The following is a 14,479-nucleotide window of genomic DNA, read 5'->3' as shown; positions in this document are numbered from 1 at the left end:
ACACATCCCCATGATGCGACGAGCGCGAAAACGAAGCCATCGAAGGGCCTTACCGAAATCTTACGGTTTTGTAAGGTTTGCCGCCAAGTCCATGCGCGTGCGGTCGAGTGGGAAGGTGAGTGCGATGGTCGTGCCCGCCCCCTCTTCCGAGGAAACACGCAGGCCAAGGCCCATTCTCTCGCAGGCGACAGCGGCAAGATAGAGCCCCATGCCCGTCGCTTTGTGGTGGGCGCGGCCCTGGCTTCCCGTAAATCCGCGATCGAACACGCGCGGCACGTCGGCGGCGGGAATGCCGTCGCCGTTGTCGCTGATCAAAAGCTCGATGCACCCGTCTTTCGTCCCTGCGTCCTTCACCGCGCCTTCGAAGTGAACGGTTTTCGCGCCGTACTTCGCCGAGTTCTCCAGAACCTGTCCGATGATGAAATCGACCCATTTCGCGTCGGCGAACACCTCGAGCGTCTCGTCGATCGCGAAATCGAGCGAAATGCCCGCGCCGATGAGCGTGCGCGACCTCTGGCGGCATGCCTTGCGAGCGAGTGCCGCAAGGTTTAACTCATCGATGGAGAAATCCTCGCTCAGAGTTGCCGAGCGCGCATAGTATAACGCCTGTTCAACGCGCGACTCGATACGGTCGAGGTCGCCGCGCACCTCATCGGCCCCAGGCCCGTGAAGGCTCGACAACGCAAGCTGGGCCGATGCGATGGGCGTCTTCGCCTCGTGAACCCACAGCTCGATGTAGTCGCGGTAATCCTTCATGTCGCGGGAGCGGGCGGCAAGCTCGTCCGAGGCAGCCTTGCCCTGCACGGCGAGCGCACGATAGGCCAGGGTTCCCTCCAACGTGCGCGGCTCGTCCAGAATCGACGAGAGATACCGTGCGTTGTCGGGCGAATTGCAAAAGTGGTCCAGCTGCTGGTAGAACTCGCGGTTGCGCGAGAAGCCAACGACGAGCACAATGCAGGCGAACAGGGCCTCGCAAAGGGAAACGAGCGCGATGGCGGAAGCGTTCGAGCTGGTCACAGCCAAGATGCCCGCAACAACGAGCATGAGGGCGACCATGCCGAACACGAACCCGGCGCGCGAGCGAAGATACGCCCCGAACGAGTACGCACACTCGATGCGGTCCTCGGCAGCGAACGGCGCAGGCTCAGGATCGCGGGGCGAACCAGCGGCCGTGTGGTCGGGCTCTTCCCAATTCGTGCTGCTCATCGAATCACATACCCCAGGCCGCGGCGGGTGGTGATGAAGTCGTCGGGCACGCCTGCGGACTCCAAGCTGCGGCGCAGGCGATTCACGTTCACTGTGAGCGTGTTGTCATCGACGAACGCGTCGGTTTGCCACAGCTCGTCCATCAGCTCGCTGCGCGAGATGATGGATCCCGCGTTCTCCATAAGGATGCGCAGAATCAGAAGCTCGTTGCGCGAGAGCTCCACGCGCTTGCCGCGATACGAGACCTCGGCCCGTACGCTGTCAAGGGAGACGCCGCCATGCTCGATTTGCCCGCGCGCCGAATCGGCTGACCCGCTGCGGGCAAGGGCGCGGTCGATGCGGGCAAGCAGCACAGCGGGACGGTAGGGCTTGACCACGTAGTCGTCGGCGCCGACGCTCATGCTCATGACCTCGTCAAACTCGCTGTCGGAGGAAGTCAGCACGATGATGGGGACGTTGCTTTCCTGGCGAATCGCGCGGCAAATCTCGTGGCCGTACGCGCCGGGAAGCGAAAGGTCGAGCAGGATGCAGTCGGGGGCGGCAGCCAAAGCCTCGGCCGCGGCGTTCGTAAACGACTTGCAGCAAAGGCACTCGTGGCCCTTGAGCTGCAGCATGCGCACAAGATTCTCCCGCAGCGAGACGTCGTCTTCGACAATGAGCAAACGCGCCATCGGTCCCCTTTCGCGTCAAACGGATGAGCTGATGATAGCGCAACGGGAAGCCATCTGGCATTTTGTCATCGTACTGTAGCACCGTTTTCGCGCTCTTGAGGCAGGGTGTTGTAAGCGCCGCCGCCATTGTTGCGATGTTGCAAAGTCCGTAGGTGAACGCGCGCGACATGCATGTTTGGTTGTTTGTCGCGGGTCTTGGGAAGGTGTGGGGCGGCGAGATAGGAAGTAGGGTGAGCCGCCCCGCAGTTGGAAGGTAATGAACGGGAAGGTGGGCAAGCGCTTGCATAAGGAGGACACAGGCGCTTGCCCGATGTGTTTCAGACCTCCTCAAGTATAAGACATATGCCAATAGATGACAAGCGCAAATTGGCACTATTTCACACATGTCGCACTACGCGCTCGCGCTATACTGATGCGACTATGGGCGGCATGCCCGCTGCAACTGCGGGCCGCGTGGCTGCTTGCGACTGCGGGCAGCGCTCCGCCGCGGTTGCAAGAGGCATGCCCGCGCGTTGCTCCTCGCTTGGAAAGGTGAACCGATGAGACTGATCTCGTGGAACGTGAACGGCTTGCGCGCCGTTATGAAGAAGGGCTTCGAGGACATCGTGGCCGAGTTCGACGCCGACGTCTTCGCCCTGCAAGAGACGAAGCTCCAGGCGGGGCAGGTGACGCTTGATCTTCCCCAATACCTGGAGTTCTGGAGCTATGCCGAGCGGAAAGGCTACTCAGGGACGGCGGTCTTCACCAAGCGCGCGCCTCTGCAGGTGCTTCATGGGTTGGGCTCGGAGTACCTCGACACCGAGGGGCGCATCGTCGCGCTCGAGTTCCCCGAGTTCTGGTTTGTCGACGTGTACACGCCGAACGCGCAAAACGAGCTCGCCCGCATCGGGCATCGCATGGAGTGGGACGACGCGTTCCGCGACTTTTGCAAGGGGCTTGAAGAGGGCGTGCTTCCCGGGGATGTTCCCGTCGAGCGCGCCGATGCCGACGGGCTTGTCGTTCTCGGCTCCGATGCCCCCAAGGACACCCCGCGCCACCCGCTCGGGGCAGGGCACATGCCCAAAGAAGTGCTCCCCTTGACGCAGGCGGGGGAGACCGCCGCGCCGAAACCTGTCATCATGTGCGGCGACTTCAACGTGGCACACAGCGAAATAGACCTGAAGAACCCTGGTCCCAACAGGGGGAATGCGGGTTTCTCCGACGAGGAGCGCGGCAAATTCTCCGACTTGCTCGCCGCAGGCTTCACCGACACGTTCCGTACCCTTCATCCCGATACGACGGGCGCGTACTCGTGGTGGAGCTACCGTTTCAACGCGCGCAAGAACAACGCGGGGTGGCGCATCGATTACTTTTTGGTGAGCGACGGAATCGCCGACAAGGTGGAGGACGCGAGCATTTACAATGAAGTATTCGGAAGCGACCATTGCCCGGTGGGCATTGACATAGCACTGGAGGATTAACAGCCTATGGATACTCGGAAAATCGAAGAAGGCGTGCGCCTCATTCTCGAAGGCGTCGGCGAGGACCCCAATCGCGAAGGGCTGCGCGAGACGCCTGCCCGCGTGGCGCGCATGTACGAAGAGGTGTTCGCGGGGCTCGCGCAAGATCCCGCTGTCCACTTCGAGAAGACCTTCGACGAGCACTGCAACGAGATGGTCCTCGTTCGCGACATCTCCTTCTACTCGATGTGCGAGCATCATCTTGTGCCCTTCTTCGGCAAGGCGCACATCGGCTACATCCCCGCTGCGGACGGCCGCGTGTGCGGGCTCTCGAAGCTCGCGCGCCTCGTGGAGGTGTTCGCGAAGCGCCCGCAGGTGCAGGAGCGCCTGACCGGGCAGATCGCCGACACCCTGGTGGAACAGCTCCACCCGCAGGGCGTCATCGTGGTGCTCGAGGCCGAGCACATGTGCATGAGCATGCGCGGCGTGAAGAAGCCGGGCAGCCGCACGGTCACGAGCGCAGTGCGCGGCGTGTTCGCGGGTTCGACGCCTGCTTCGCGCGCTTCCCGCAGCGAGGCCATGTCGCTTATCCTTCGCGACGCTCGCTAGGCGCAGCGCGCGTCGCTGCCGGCGGGCGAATCGGGTAGTATGGGAATCACAAGAAACGGATGAAAGGTGCAACCATGAAGTGCGTTATCTCTGTTCTGGGCAAGGACCGCAGCGGCATCGTCGCGGCGGTGGCGGTGGCGCTTGCGGAATGCGGCGCGAACATCGACGATATCAGCCAGACCATCCTAAACGACATCTTCTCGATGACGATGCTCACCACGCTCGATACGGAAAAGGCCGACTTCGACACCGTGCAGGACAAGCTCAAGGCGGTCGGGGAAGATCTCGGCGTGCAGATCATCATCCAGCGCGAAGACGTCTTCCAGTACATGTACAAGATTTAGAAAACGACACCTGAGCTGGGGTTCGCTTAGCTTCAACCCACACTACGCCACATTGCGGCCATATCGCCCGTCGGGAAGATTGATTCTCGGCGGGCTTTCTTTTCGCCCGATTCTATTCGTCATTCACTATAATGGAGCGTACGCGATAATCGTCGCAAGCTTGTGCTGCGGCACATGAACAGGAGGAACTATGAGAGATCATTCCCAGCATATCCAGCTCTCTCGTGAGCAGGCGGTCTCGTCGATGCTCGAGGCCATGGATGCGGCACCTGCAGGTTTCGGGTGGGCGAACATCGCCGCGGGCGAGGATTTGCACAGCAGCGAGGTTGCTCGCAAATGCTGCGAGCAGGTGGCGCTTGCCGATTCGGTGGGGCGCGTGCTCGCCTATGACGTGGTCTCTCGGTGCGACATGCCCTCCGCGCTCACGTGCGCGATGGACTCGATCGCCCTGCACTGGTCCGATTTCGAGAACCTTGCGGAAGGCGAGCTTCCCGACACGGGCGCATGGGTCCGCGGGGTGGATTGGCAGTTCGCGAACACGGGCGTCGCGATGCCCGAAGGGTTCGACACCGCCATCGTCATCGAGCACGTGCAGGTGTCGGAAGACCAGCAGCACGTGACCATCGACGCCGCTCCCTCGAAGCAGGGTGCGGGTACGCGTCCTGCGGGCTCGACCATGAAGCGCGGCGATGTCCTCGCGACTGCCGGCACGGTCGTGACGCCCGACGTCGCGGCGCGCATGGGAACGGGCGACAATGCCGTGGTTCCCGTGGTCCGCAAGCCTCGCGTGGCCTTCATCCCCACGGGCAACGAGCTCGTTCCTGCAGGTATTCCCCTCGATCCGACGCGCGTCGACCAGTTCGCCGCCCGCGGCCGCAACTTCGAGACGAACAGCATCCTCGTGCGCGCGAAGGTGGAAGCGTGGGGCGGGCAGTTCGTTCCCTTCGACATCGTGTGCGACGAGCGCCCCGAAATCGAGGCCGCCATCAAGCGCGCATGCGAAGTTGCCGACATCGTCGTTCTGAACGCGGGCTCCTCGAAAGGCTCGGACGACTGGTCGTGCGAGGTCATGGACGAGATGGGTCGCATGATCTGCCATCAGACGAACCATGGCCCGGGGCATCACAGCTCCTACGCCGTCGTCGACAACGTGCCCATCGTGGGCATCTCCGGTCCTTCGGGCGGCGCGTCGTTCACCCTCGACTTCTACCTGCGTCCGCTTATGCGCAAGTATTTGGGGCTTGATCCCATCGTGCCGAAGACGGCGGCCCGCTTGACCGAGGCGTTCCCGGCCCCGAAGCACGGCCCGGGCGCGAAGAACGGCAAACCTGCTGGTGAGGAGCGCCCGCGCGAGCATCCCGACCATGCGCCGGGAGAACCGGAGTTCTTCGGCATCCGTCCTCTCCGCGTGGAGCCGAGCGCCGACGGCGTGCTCGAGGCGACGCCGATCGACGGTCGCCCTGGGTCGAAGACGGCATGGGGAGCGAACGCTTTCACCATGATGGGCATGGGCCCCGGCATCGAGCCTCCCGCGGCAGGCGACATCATCGAGGTGGAGTTTCTCTAGCGAAGCTCCTCGGCGACGCTTTCCCGCGTGGTGTTATACTTTCTTGCAGTGATTGACAGTTTGCAACGGCAACCCGGCGCCCGAAGGGTGCAGGGAGGAAGGAGCGCGTTATGTCTATGAACAAAGTGCTCGCTGCGGTGGATGCAACTGACGGCGGTCGCAAGGCATTGGAGCTTGCGATCAGCGTGACCGAGAACAACTCCGATGCTGTCATCGACTTGGTGTACGTGGTGCCGATTCCCTTGCTCGACGATTCCCAGATGACGAGCTTCCGCTCCATCTTGGAAATGATGATGAACGATGGGAAATCGCTGCTCGAAAGGCTGGTCGACGCTCACGAGGATGCAGCTGATCGTCTGAACCCGCTGCTCATCACGGGAACGAACCCCGCTACCGAGATCGTGAAGCTGATCGATCAGGGCGACTACGATCTTGTCGTCATCGGCAACCGCGGGCTTTCGGGCATGAAGGAGTACATGGGCAGCGTCAGCCACAAGGTGCTGCACGGCTCGTCGGTGCCAGTGCTCATCGCCAAGTAAGCCATACTTCGAAACAAGGAGCGTTCTGTGAGCGAATCGAAAAGCGAGCAGGGCGGCATGGAAAAGGAGCGCGTGCGCAAAAACGCGCTCCTTTTGTTCAGCAAGCCGCCGATCCCGGGTTTGGTGAAAACCCGCCTGACCGTGCTGAAAGACGGTGTGTTCCAGCCCGAAGTCGCCTCGGGACTCTACCACTGCATGCTCTTCGACGTGGTGGAAATCTGCTGCGCGGCGATGGCCGATTTGGAACGCGAAAGTGCCGAGCGGGCACGGGAAGCGCTCGCCGCGGGCGAGGAAGCGGTGCGCGATGAGTACGAGATGATCATCTCGACGACACCCGAAAAAAACGTCGAGGTGATGCGCAAGCTGTTCTCCGATGCGGGGCAATGGCCGCGCGAGCTGGTGTTTCTCTGCGACGAGGGTGCAAGTTTCGACGAACATTACAACCAGGCGTTCGAGAAGACGTGGGAACGCGGCGCTGATTGCATCCTTTCTATGGGCGCCGATATGCCTGCGCTCACCAAGGCCGATGTGCGCGCAGGGTTCGACGCACTCCACAAGCTCGACGGGGTTGTGAGTGGCGGCATTGTGCTCGCTCCCGACCAGGAGATGGGCGTGTCGGTAATCGGTTGGACGCGCGAGACCAACTTCGACCATTCGGGCGTGTTCTACAACCAGGAGGGCCTCACGGTGCTTCCCGCCTATATCGACAAGGCGCGAAAGCAGGGGCTCCCTGCGCTTTACCTGCCGCCTATTCCCGACGTGGACACGATGGCCGACCTCATGCACAACATCACGCTCGTCGAGGCGCTCAACTACTGCGCGCAATACGACGACGTCACGCCGCCGTGGCGCACGGCCCAGGCGCTCAAGGAGATGGGATGGGACGAAGTGCGCGTTCCTCCCAACGACCTGCACGATCCTCGCGAGGAAATCGACAACTAGAAAAACTGGGCGGGCGATTTGCCGTCTCCCGTCTCGCTTAGGGGCGTCGAGAAGTTTTCCATCTCCCGCCTCGCCTTGAAGTCAGCGAGCGAGGCTCTGACGAGTGAGGATGGCGTGAAAAGAGTTCAAAGCGTACTTCGGTACGCGAGAAAACTTTGGAACGCCAGCTGTGCCGCCAGAGCCTCGCGCAGCGTCGGCCCGTTCCGTCGGTCCTCAGACCGCCGGAACCACAAGCTCCCAAAACGCGACTGCGCTTGCTGCGGCGACGTTCAAGGAATCTACCTGGTGATACATGGGAATCTTCACCGTGTAATCGCATCGTGCGATGGTGCTTTCCGCCAGGCCGTCGCCTTCCGTGCCCAGTACGAGTGCGATCTTCTCGCATTCCTTTAGCCTCTCGTCGCGCAAGCTCACCGAGTTGTCGGAAAGCGCGAGCGCTGCTGTGGTGAAGCCGAGCTCGTGGAGCAAGGGGATGCCGGTTTGTGCCCAATCGTGGGCGTCTTCCCCGATGCGCGCCCAGGGAATCTGAAACACGGTGCCCATCGACACGCGCACCGCGCGACGGTAGAGCGGGTCGTAGCATGCCGGCGTGATCAGCACGGCGTCGACCCCAAGCGCCGCTGCCGAGCGGAAGATCGCTCCGACGTTCGTGTGGTTCGTGATATCTTCCAAAACCGCGATGACGCGCGCGCCCTCGCACGCCTCGGCGACGCTTTTCGGGCGCGGTCGGCGAAAGGCTCCCAAGGCGCCGCGCGTCAGCTCGAATCCGCAGAGTTTCTGCAGCTCATCATGGGGAGCGACGAACACGGGGATGGTGGGGTCGACTTGCTCGATGCGCTCGACGATGCTCGCCATGGAGGGCAGCCATTTCTCCTCCATGAGCAGCGACAACGGTTGCATTCCCCCTTCGAGGGCCCGCTCGATAACCTTGCCCGACTCGGCGATGAAGATGCCCTTTTCGGGCTCGAGTTTGTTGCGCAGCTGCGCTTCGGTGAGCCGTGCGTAGGCGTCGAGGCGCTCGTCCTCAAGCGTGTCGATTCTCGCAATCATGATGGCCTAAATCCCCCTCGGGGCGCGCATTGCGGGAAGTTCGCGGGCGTCGGACGAAGCGCGCGTCGCGGGCGGTGCGGTCGTGCCCGTTGGCGCCAACGTGCGGGAACCGAGCGTGCGGGAGTCGATCGTGCGGGGGTGGGAGCCCGATGCGGGGGCGCTGCAGGGAGCGGCCGCGCCTGTCGTCCGATCGACTTGGCCTTGCGCGCTGCCGCCTGCGTAGTACTCTGCTTCGATTGCGCGCGCCGTGTCGCCTGCGATGTCCCGCACCTGGGAGAGCCCCTGCTCGAGGAATTCCACAACGCTCATGATGTGCGCGCCGATATAGGCCATGTCCTCGATGTTCGCGCGCTGCACCTCGGGCGTGCGCGAGGAGGTGGCGTCCTCCAAGATGACGACGTTGTAGTTCAGGGAAAGCGCGTCATAGCAGGTCGAGCGCACGCAGTTCGGAGTCGTTGTGCCCGCAAGCACCACGGTGCTTATGCCTTCGCGTGAGAGAACGTCGTCAAGCTGCGTGTCGAAGAACGCCGAGAAGCGCGGTTTCACCATCACTCGGTCGCCGTCTGCGGGCGTCAGCAGGTCGGGCCAGTTGAGCGAGCTCTCGTCTTCGCTTGCAGGGGAAAGCGGGCGCCCTCCGTCGCACCATTGCCGATAGCGCACGGGCTCCACGTTCGCGCCGTCGGCGCTGTAGATGCGGCGGATATGGAAGATGCTCATCCCGATTGAGCGCGCGAAATCGAGGGCGTGGGCGCAGGCCGGCACCGTGTCCGCGGCGCCCGCAACGCATAGGGCGCTTGTGGGGTCGATGAAGCCGTTTTGCATGTCTATCAGCAGGAACGCTGCACGTGTTGGTTCTATCATGGAGTCGCTTTCCTTGTGGTCGGTCTTCGTAGTATAGCGCCTTGCGTCCCGGTGATGCCCGGCGCGAACGCGTGCGGGTTGTTAGGCAGTTTAGCGATTCATCAACGGAATCGGTGACGGTATGGGATTGCATGGGGAATGCGGGTATACTCGTATTCTCAAGGAAAGAAAAGGGGAACAGTGTCACACGAAGACAATGCCGCCGAATCGGGCGTCAATGCACCCGACAGTGCGCTCGACCGATACGGAAATCCGACTGATCATCCATCGTTCAACCAGTTCGTCGCCACGATTTCGGCCCTCCGGGCCCCGGACGGCTGTCCATGGGATCGCGAGCAGACGCACGTATCGATTTCCCACAACATGATAGAGGAAGCCTACGAGGCCGTTTGCGCAATCGAGGAAGAGGACGTCGCCCACCTGCGCGAAGAGCTTGGCGACGTGCTTTTGCAGGTAGTTCTTCAAAGCCAGATCGCCGCCGATGCGGGGGAGTTCTCGATCGACGACGTGTGCGCCGACGTGAACGCGAAGATGGTGCGCCGCCATCCGCATGTGTTCGGCAGTGTCGAGGCCTCCAACGCGAGCGAGGTGCTTGATGTGTGGGACCAGGTGAAACTTGCGGAGCGGCAGGCGACAGGCGACGCCGACGGCTCGGGCGCAGGTGAACCCGAGGGCCTGCTCGACGGCGTGCCACGCACCTTCCCCGCGCTCATGGAGGCGCAGAAGATTTCCCGCAAGGCTGCCGCCGTGGGCTTCGAATGGGATTCCATCGAGGACGTGTGGGACAAGGTTGCCGAGGAGAAATCCGAGCTCATCGAGGCGTATACCGCTGCCCCGCATGCCGCCAACGGCAAGATCGACACCTCCGTGGCGGGCGAGTTCGGCCTTGACGAAAAGGAGGCGGCTCGTCGTGCCGAGGCGGCGGAGATGGAGTTCGGCGATGTGCTTTTCGCCCTGGTCAACGTAGGCAGGCGCATGGGAATCGACGCCGAAAGCGCCCTTCGCGCCTCGAACGCGAAGTTCCGCGCCCGCTGGGCAGCGATGGAGGAAATAGCCTCCGAACAGGGGAGACGTATGCAAGATTTCTCGACCTTGGAGCAAAATGAGCTCTGGGGCGAAGTGAAGGGGAGATAAGATGACGAGCGCTGCGCAGCTTTTGAGTGAGCAGGACCACAGGGACACGTGGTCGCTTACGATCGGCAAGGACATGTCGGATGAGGACATCGAGTTCGTGCGCGAGGCGGGAGCGAAGCTTCGCGAACTGAGCCAGCGTTACCGCGCCGCGCTGCGCGAGATGGTTGTCCGCTTCGAGATTCTCGACCAGGACCTGAACCTGCGCAAAGACCGCACGCCTATCCATCATGTTGAGTCGCGCGTGAAGACCCCCGAGAGCATCATCGAGAAGATCGGCCGCTACGGCAAGGAGCGCACGCTCGAGAACATCGAGAAGTACATCATGGACATCGCGGGCATCCGCGTGATCTGCTCCTATATTAGCGACGTGTACAACCTGTTCGACCTGCTGCAACGTCAGGACGACCTGGAAATCGTCACGGTCAAGGACTATATCGCCAACCCCAAGCCCAACGGGTACCGCAGCTTGCACGTGATTGTTCGCATTCCCGTGTATTTCCTCGATTCCAAGCAGATGGTGCCGGTCGAGATTCAGCTGCGAACCGTCGCCATGGACTTCTGGGCGAGTCTCGAGCATGACCTGAAGTACAAGGCAAAACGCGAGATCGAGGGCATCGATTCCTACGGCGAGCTGAAGGATTGCAGTCGCATCATCGAAGATGTCGAAGCGCGCATGCAGATCCTTGCACGAGCGCTCGACTCCGAATAGCGGGGGCATTTCTCCGTGCGGTCGCCGCATTCCCGCGGTTTTTCTTGACTTGAAGCGAGCTTGAGGTTTTATCATGGGTGCATCACAGAGAGAGGAGCACCCATGAACTCAGATTTCGCCCGCGTGTCGAAGCTTGGCTTCGGCTGCATGCGCCTGCCGCAGACCGACCCGAAAGATCCCACCGCAATCGATATCGAGCACGTCAAACAGATGGTCGATGCCTACTTGGCCGGCGGCGGGAACTACTTCGATACCGCGTTCGTCTACCACAACGGCGCATCCGAGAAGGCCCTCGGGGAAGCGCTCGTCGCGCGCCACCCGCGCGAGTCCTACACCATCGCCACGAAATGTCTCGCCTGGGCGTGCCCCGACGAGAAGACGGCGAAGTCGAATCTGCCCACGTCGCTTGAGCGGCTGGGAACCGACTACATCGATTTCTACCTGCTCCACAACGTGGGCGGAAAGCGCACGAAGGTCTTCGACGATTGGGGGATGTGGGACTTCGCGCAGAAGGCCAAGCAGGACGGCCTGATCCGCCACGTCGGCTTCTCCATGCACGACGGCCCCGAGACGCTCGATCGCATACTCACCGACCATCCCGAGATGGAGTTCGTGCAGCTGCAGGTGAACTACCTTGATTGGGAAAGCCCGGTTGTGCAATCGCGCCGCTGCATGGAAGTGGCCGCCGAGCACGGTGTCCCCGTCATCATCATGGAGCCCGCCCGCGGCGGAATGCTCGTCAATCTGGCCGAGCGCGTCGCGGCGCCGCTTGTCGCCTGCAGCCCCGAGAAGAGCCTCGCGTCGTGGGCGTACCGCTTCTGCTACAACCTGCCGGGCGTGCTTACGGTGCTCTCCGGCATGTCGACTATCGACCAGGTTCGCCAGAACGTCGCTGACTTCAAGGCGAGCGAGCCGTTTTCCCAGGCCGAGACCGAAGCGCTTGCCCAGACGCGCGAAATCCTCGAATCGATCGCGGCGATTCCTTGCACGAACTGCCGCTACTGCGTGAAGGGGTGCCCGCAGGAGGTCGCCATTCCCGAGATCATGGGGCTTTTGAACCTCGAGGCACAGGTCGAGAACAACAAGTTCGTGAGCGATCTGTACAGCTGGCAGGCAAAGCCCGGTCGCGCGTCCGACTGCATCGAGTGCGGACTGTGCGAGTCGATGTGCCCGCAGCAGATTGGCATTATCGAGAACTTGAAGACCGCCGTCGAGCACTTCGAGTAAGGTCGAGCGGGCTTGGGGCGAGGGGCTGGGTCCAGGTGCATTTCCGGCTGCGTGCAGCGGCGCCGCACCCCGATTGTTCACGCCTGTAACAAAGATGTAACAGCATCTGGCCTTTTTCTTGTTCGACAAAGGGTCCGCAAGCCTTTATAGTGAACGAGATACCTCATCTTGCTTTTAATATGGAAAGGGGAAGGAAGATGAAAATGAAGAAGCTGGGCGTGGTGCTCGCCGCTGGCGTGCTCGCCGCTTCGCTTGCCCTGTTCGGATGCTCCTCGAACAGCACCGCGGGCAACGACACCAAGAAGGACGATTCCGCCAAGGCCGATACGAGCTACACGCTTGTCACGGACGGCACGCTCACGATGGGCACCTCCGCCGACTATCCTCCGTTCGAGAACCTCGAGAACGGTGAGGCTGTCGGCTTCGATGTCGATCTGTGCAAGGCTGTCGCCGACGAGCTCGGCCTCAAGTTCGAGGTCGTCAACAACCAGTTCGACACGCTGCTCACCGGCCTTGCCGCGGGCGGTAAGTTCGACGTCGTGCTTGCTGGCATGACCGTCGAGCCCGAGCGCGAGGAGCTCGCCGACTTCACCGACACCTACTACGTCGATGACCAGGCTGTTGCCGTTATGAAGGACGGCGCAATCACCAAGGACAACGCCAAGGAAGAGTTGAACAAGGCCGGCGTCATCATCGCCGTGCAGTCCGGCACCACCGGCGAGACTTACTGCCGCGAGAACTTCCCGAACGCGACCATTCAGCCCTATGGCAACTCCACCGATAGCTTCGCCGCTATGCAGGCTGGCCAGGCGACCGCCGTGTGCACCAACGCCGCTGTCGTGAAGAAGATGCTCTCCGAGGCCTACAGCGACGCCCAGGTCGTCCTCGAGGTTGCGACTGGCGAAGAGTACGCCGTTGCCGTGAACAAGGACAACCCGGAGCTCACCAAGGCCATTAACGAGGCCATCAAGAAGCTCCAGGACGATGGCACCGTCGAGAAGCTCGCTGCCAAGTGGCTCGGGTAAACGCCCCTGCCGCACGCTGAGCGCCCGTAACGGGCGAGAGCTCGCGTGCCGATAGCGTTCAACCGCCATCGATGCCCTATCCTGTCCGAGAGCAGCTCGCCGAGAAGCGAGCAAGCTCGAAGACGGGATAGGGCTTTTCTTTTTTGGGGTCTCCCGTCGGCACTGGCACGTAGCACGAGATTGCCAAATCCAGCAAGGGCGTATAAAATACGCATCGATGGGCCCGGGATGACCGCTGATTCAAGTCACCGGGCCTAAATTGTATTTACAGGAGAAACCTTATGGCAGACGCATGCGAGCACCCCGAAACCGAAATGCGGCGCGAGTGGGCCGAGCGCTGGCTCTCGCCTTCAAGGCTATCCTCTTACCTCGACCTTTGCGGCGGCGACGTCGACCGCGCGCTCGACTTACACGAATGGAACCTCATGCTCGGGCGCGCCCTCATGGGCGACATTGCACACTTTGAGCTCGCACTGCGCAATGCTTACGATAGAATCCTCACCGAGCGCTTCGAAGGCGACGAGCACTGGCTCTTCGACGCGAGATCACCCATGACGCGCCCCACCATGCGAATGAGCAAGGCGAAAAAGCAGCGCGATGTGAACATGGTGAACCGCCGAGCCATCGACGACGCCCGCGGGCGGGCGCACGACCCGGCAAACTCCAATCAGGTGATCGCGGGCCTTATGCTCGGCTTCTGGGCGCACATGACCGACCGTAGCCGCGAGCGAGACCTTTGGATCCCGTATCTGCACGCCGCATGGCCTGCCGGAACCGACAGGGCGAAGCTCAACCTGCAACTCGAAGCAATCAACAAGTTGCGCAACCGCGTCGCGCACAGCGAGCGCCTATTCAATCCGGGACCCGACGGGTGTTCGCCCGCAAGGGTCGACGCAGAGATGCTCGCTTTGTTCCGCGCTTTATCGCCGCAAGCTTACGAAGGTCTTTACGGCAATGAGAACACGACGACGGTCGAGAGGTTTCTCGATGACCACCCGTCGCCGATAGATGTGAGGCTGTAGCGGATCCGCCTGCCGAGTCCGCGCGTCCCCGAATCACCCCTTTTCAAGCCACCCGCTACGAACCCCGGCGGAAACCTGGGAGTGATTAAAGGAGCGAGCTGCGGTTTCGCAAATCAATTGAGTCATTCCCAAAA

The 14,479-nt window shown here is 61.9% G+C and carries 15 protein-coding genes; 11 read left to right on the top strand and 4 right to left on the bottom strand.

Translation table 11 applies throughout. The features are described 5' to 3' along the window. Nucleotides 1–60: 60 nt before the first annotated feature. Nucleotides 61–1,206 carry a sensor histidine kinase gene (locus tag Q0I65_RS03790; protein ID WP_296060038.1) on the bottom strand — a complete coding sequence of 382 codons (1,146 nt, stop codon included), beginning with the start codon at nt 1,204–1,206 and terminating at the stop codon, nt 61–63. After that, nucleotides 1,203–1,877 carry a response regulator transcription factor gene (locus Q0I65_RS03785; RefSeq protein WP_296060036.1) on the bottom strand — a complete coding sequence of 225 codons (675 nt, stop codon included), beginning with the start codon at nt 1,875–1,877 and terminating at the stop codon, nt 1,203–1,205. The genes Q0I65_RS03790 and Q0I65_RS03785 overlap by 4 nt, the downstream gene beginning before the upstream one ends. 539 nt (nt 1,878–2,416) lie before the next feature. Here Q0I65_RS03785 and Q0I65_RS03780 point away from each other — a divergent pair. The 6 genes from Q0I65_RS03780 (at nt 2,417) to Q0I65_RS03755 (ending at nt 7,317) form a co-directional block, all read left to right on the top strand. Next, nucleotides 2,417–3,337 (top strand): exodeoxyribonuclease III, encoded by a 921-nt coding sequence (locus Q0I65_RS03780; protein ID WP_296060032.1) that lies wholly within the window; start codon nt 2,417–2,419, stop codon nt 3,335–3,337. A gap of 6 nt (nt 3,338–3,343) precedes the next feature. After that, nucleotides 3,344–3,925 (top strand): GTP cyclohydrolase I FolE, encoded by a 582-nt coding sequence (gene folE / locus Q0I65_RS03775; protein ID WP_276995754.1) that lies wholly within the window; start codon nt 3,344–3,346, stop codon nt 3,923–3,925. Between the two features lie 74 nt (nt 3,926–3,999). Next, a complete protein-coding gene (locus Q0I65_RS03770) occupies nt 4,000–4,269 on the top strand; it encodes an ACT domain-containing protein (protein ID WP_158050176.1) in 270 nt (89 codons plus the stop codon). Nucleotides 4,270–4,459: 190 nt separating this feature from the next. Next, nucleotides 4,460–5,836 (top strand): molybdopterin-binding protein, encoded by a 1,377-nt coding sequence (locus Q0I65_RS03765; protein ID WP_296060024.1) that lies wholly within the window; start codon nt 4,460–4,462, stop codon nt 5,834–5,836. A gap of 110 nt (nt 5,837–5,946) precedes the next feature. Next, the gene (locus Q0I65_RS03760; protein ID WP_296060022.1) at nt 5,947–6,375 is read left to right on the top strand and encodes a universal stress protein; all 429 of its coding nucleotides are present in this window, start codon (nt 5,947–5,949) and stop codon (nt 6,373–6,375) included. A gap of 27 nt (nt 6,376–6,402) precedes the next feature. Continuing rightward, nucleotides 6,403–7,317: a DUF2064 domain-containing protein gene (locus Q0I65_RS03755; protein WP_296060019.1), complete on the top strand. Its 915-nt coding sequence runs from the start codon at nt 6,403–6,405 to the stop codon at nt 7,315–7,317. 213 nt (nt 7,318–7,530) lie between these two features. Here Q0I65_RS03755 and Q0I65_RS03750 read toward each other — a convergent pair whose 3' ends face one another. Together Q0I65_RS03750 and Q0I65_RS03745 are read right to left on the bottom strand one after the other, a co-directional pair. Beyond that, complete coding sequence (locus Q0I65_RS03750) at nt 7,531–8,367, bottom strand: RNA methyltransferase (RefSeq protein ID WP_296060017.1); 837 nt, start codon at nt 8,365–8,367, stop codon at nt 7,531–7,533. A 6-nt stretch (nt 8,368–8,373) separates the two neighbouring features. Next, nucleotides 8,374–9,228, bottom strand: coding sequence for a cysteine hydrolase (locus Q0I65_RS03745; RefSeq protein ID WP_296060013.1), 855 nt, complete (start codon nt 9,226–9,228; stop codon nt 8,374–8,376). A 180-nt stretch (nt 9,229–9,408) separates the two neighbouring features. Here Q0I65_RS03745 and mazG point away from each other — a divergent pair, with 180 nt between their 5' ends. From mazG to Q0I65_RS03720, 5 genes are all read left to right on the top strand, one after another. After that, complete coding sequence (gene mazG, locus Q0I65_RS03740; protein ID WP_296060012.1) at nt 9,409–10,362, top strand: nucleoside triphosphate pyrophosphohydrolase; 954 nt, start codon at nt 9,409–9,411, stop codon at nt 10,360–10,362. 1 nt (nt 10,363) lies between these two features. After that, on the top strand, nt 10,364–11,071 hold the full coding sequence (locus Q0I65_RS03735) for a (p)ppGpp synthetase (RefSeq protein ID WP_158050182.1): 708 nt from the start codon (nt 10,364–10,366) through the stop codon (nt 11,069–11,071). Nucleotides 11,072–11,173: 102 nt separating this feature from the next. After that, on the top strand, nt 11,174–12,298 hold the full coding sequence (locus Q0I65_RS03730) for an aldo/keto reductase (RefSeq protein ID WP_296060010.1): 1,125 nt from the start codon (nt 11,174–11,176) through the stop codon (nt 12,296–12,298). 197 nt (nt 12,299–12,495) lie between these two features. Next, a complete protein-coding gene (locus Q0I65_RS03725) occupies nt 12,496–13,323 on the top strand; it encodes an ABC transporter substrate-binding protein (RefSeq protein WP_296060007.1) in 828 nt (275 codons plus the stop codon). A gap of 281 nt (nt 13,324–13,604) precedes the next feature. Continuing rightward, nucleotides 13,605–14,345 carry an Abi family protein gene (locus Q0I65_RS03720; protein ID WP_296060005.1) on the top strand — a complete coding sequence of 247 codons (741 nt, stop codon included), beginning with the start codon at nt 13,605–13,607 and terminating at the stop codon, nt 14,343–14,345. Nucleotides 14,346–14,479: the final 134 nt, after the last annotated feature.

The organism is uncultured Ellagibacter sp. (assembly GCF_934643285.1).
Classification (GTDB): domain Bacteria; phylum Actinomycetota; class Coriobacteriia; order Coriobacteriales; family Eggerthellaceae; genus Ellagibacter.
The sequence above is the reverse complement of the archived record's forward strand: the minus strand, read 5'-3'. Positions and strand labels throughout refer to the sequence as shown.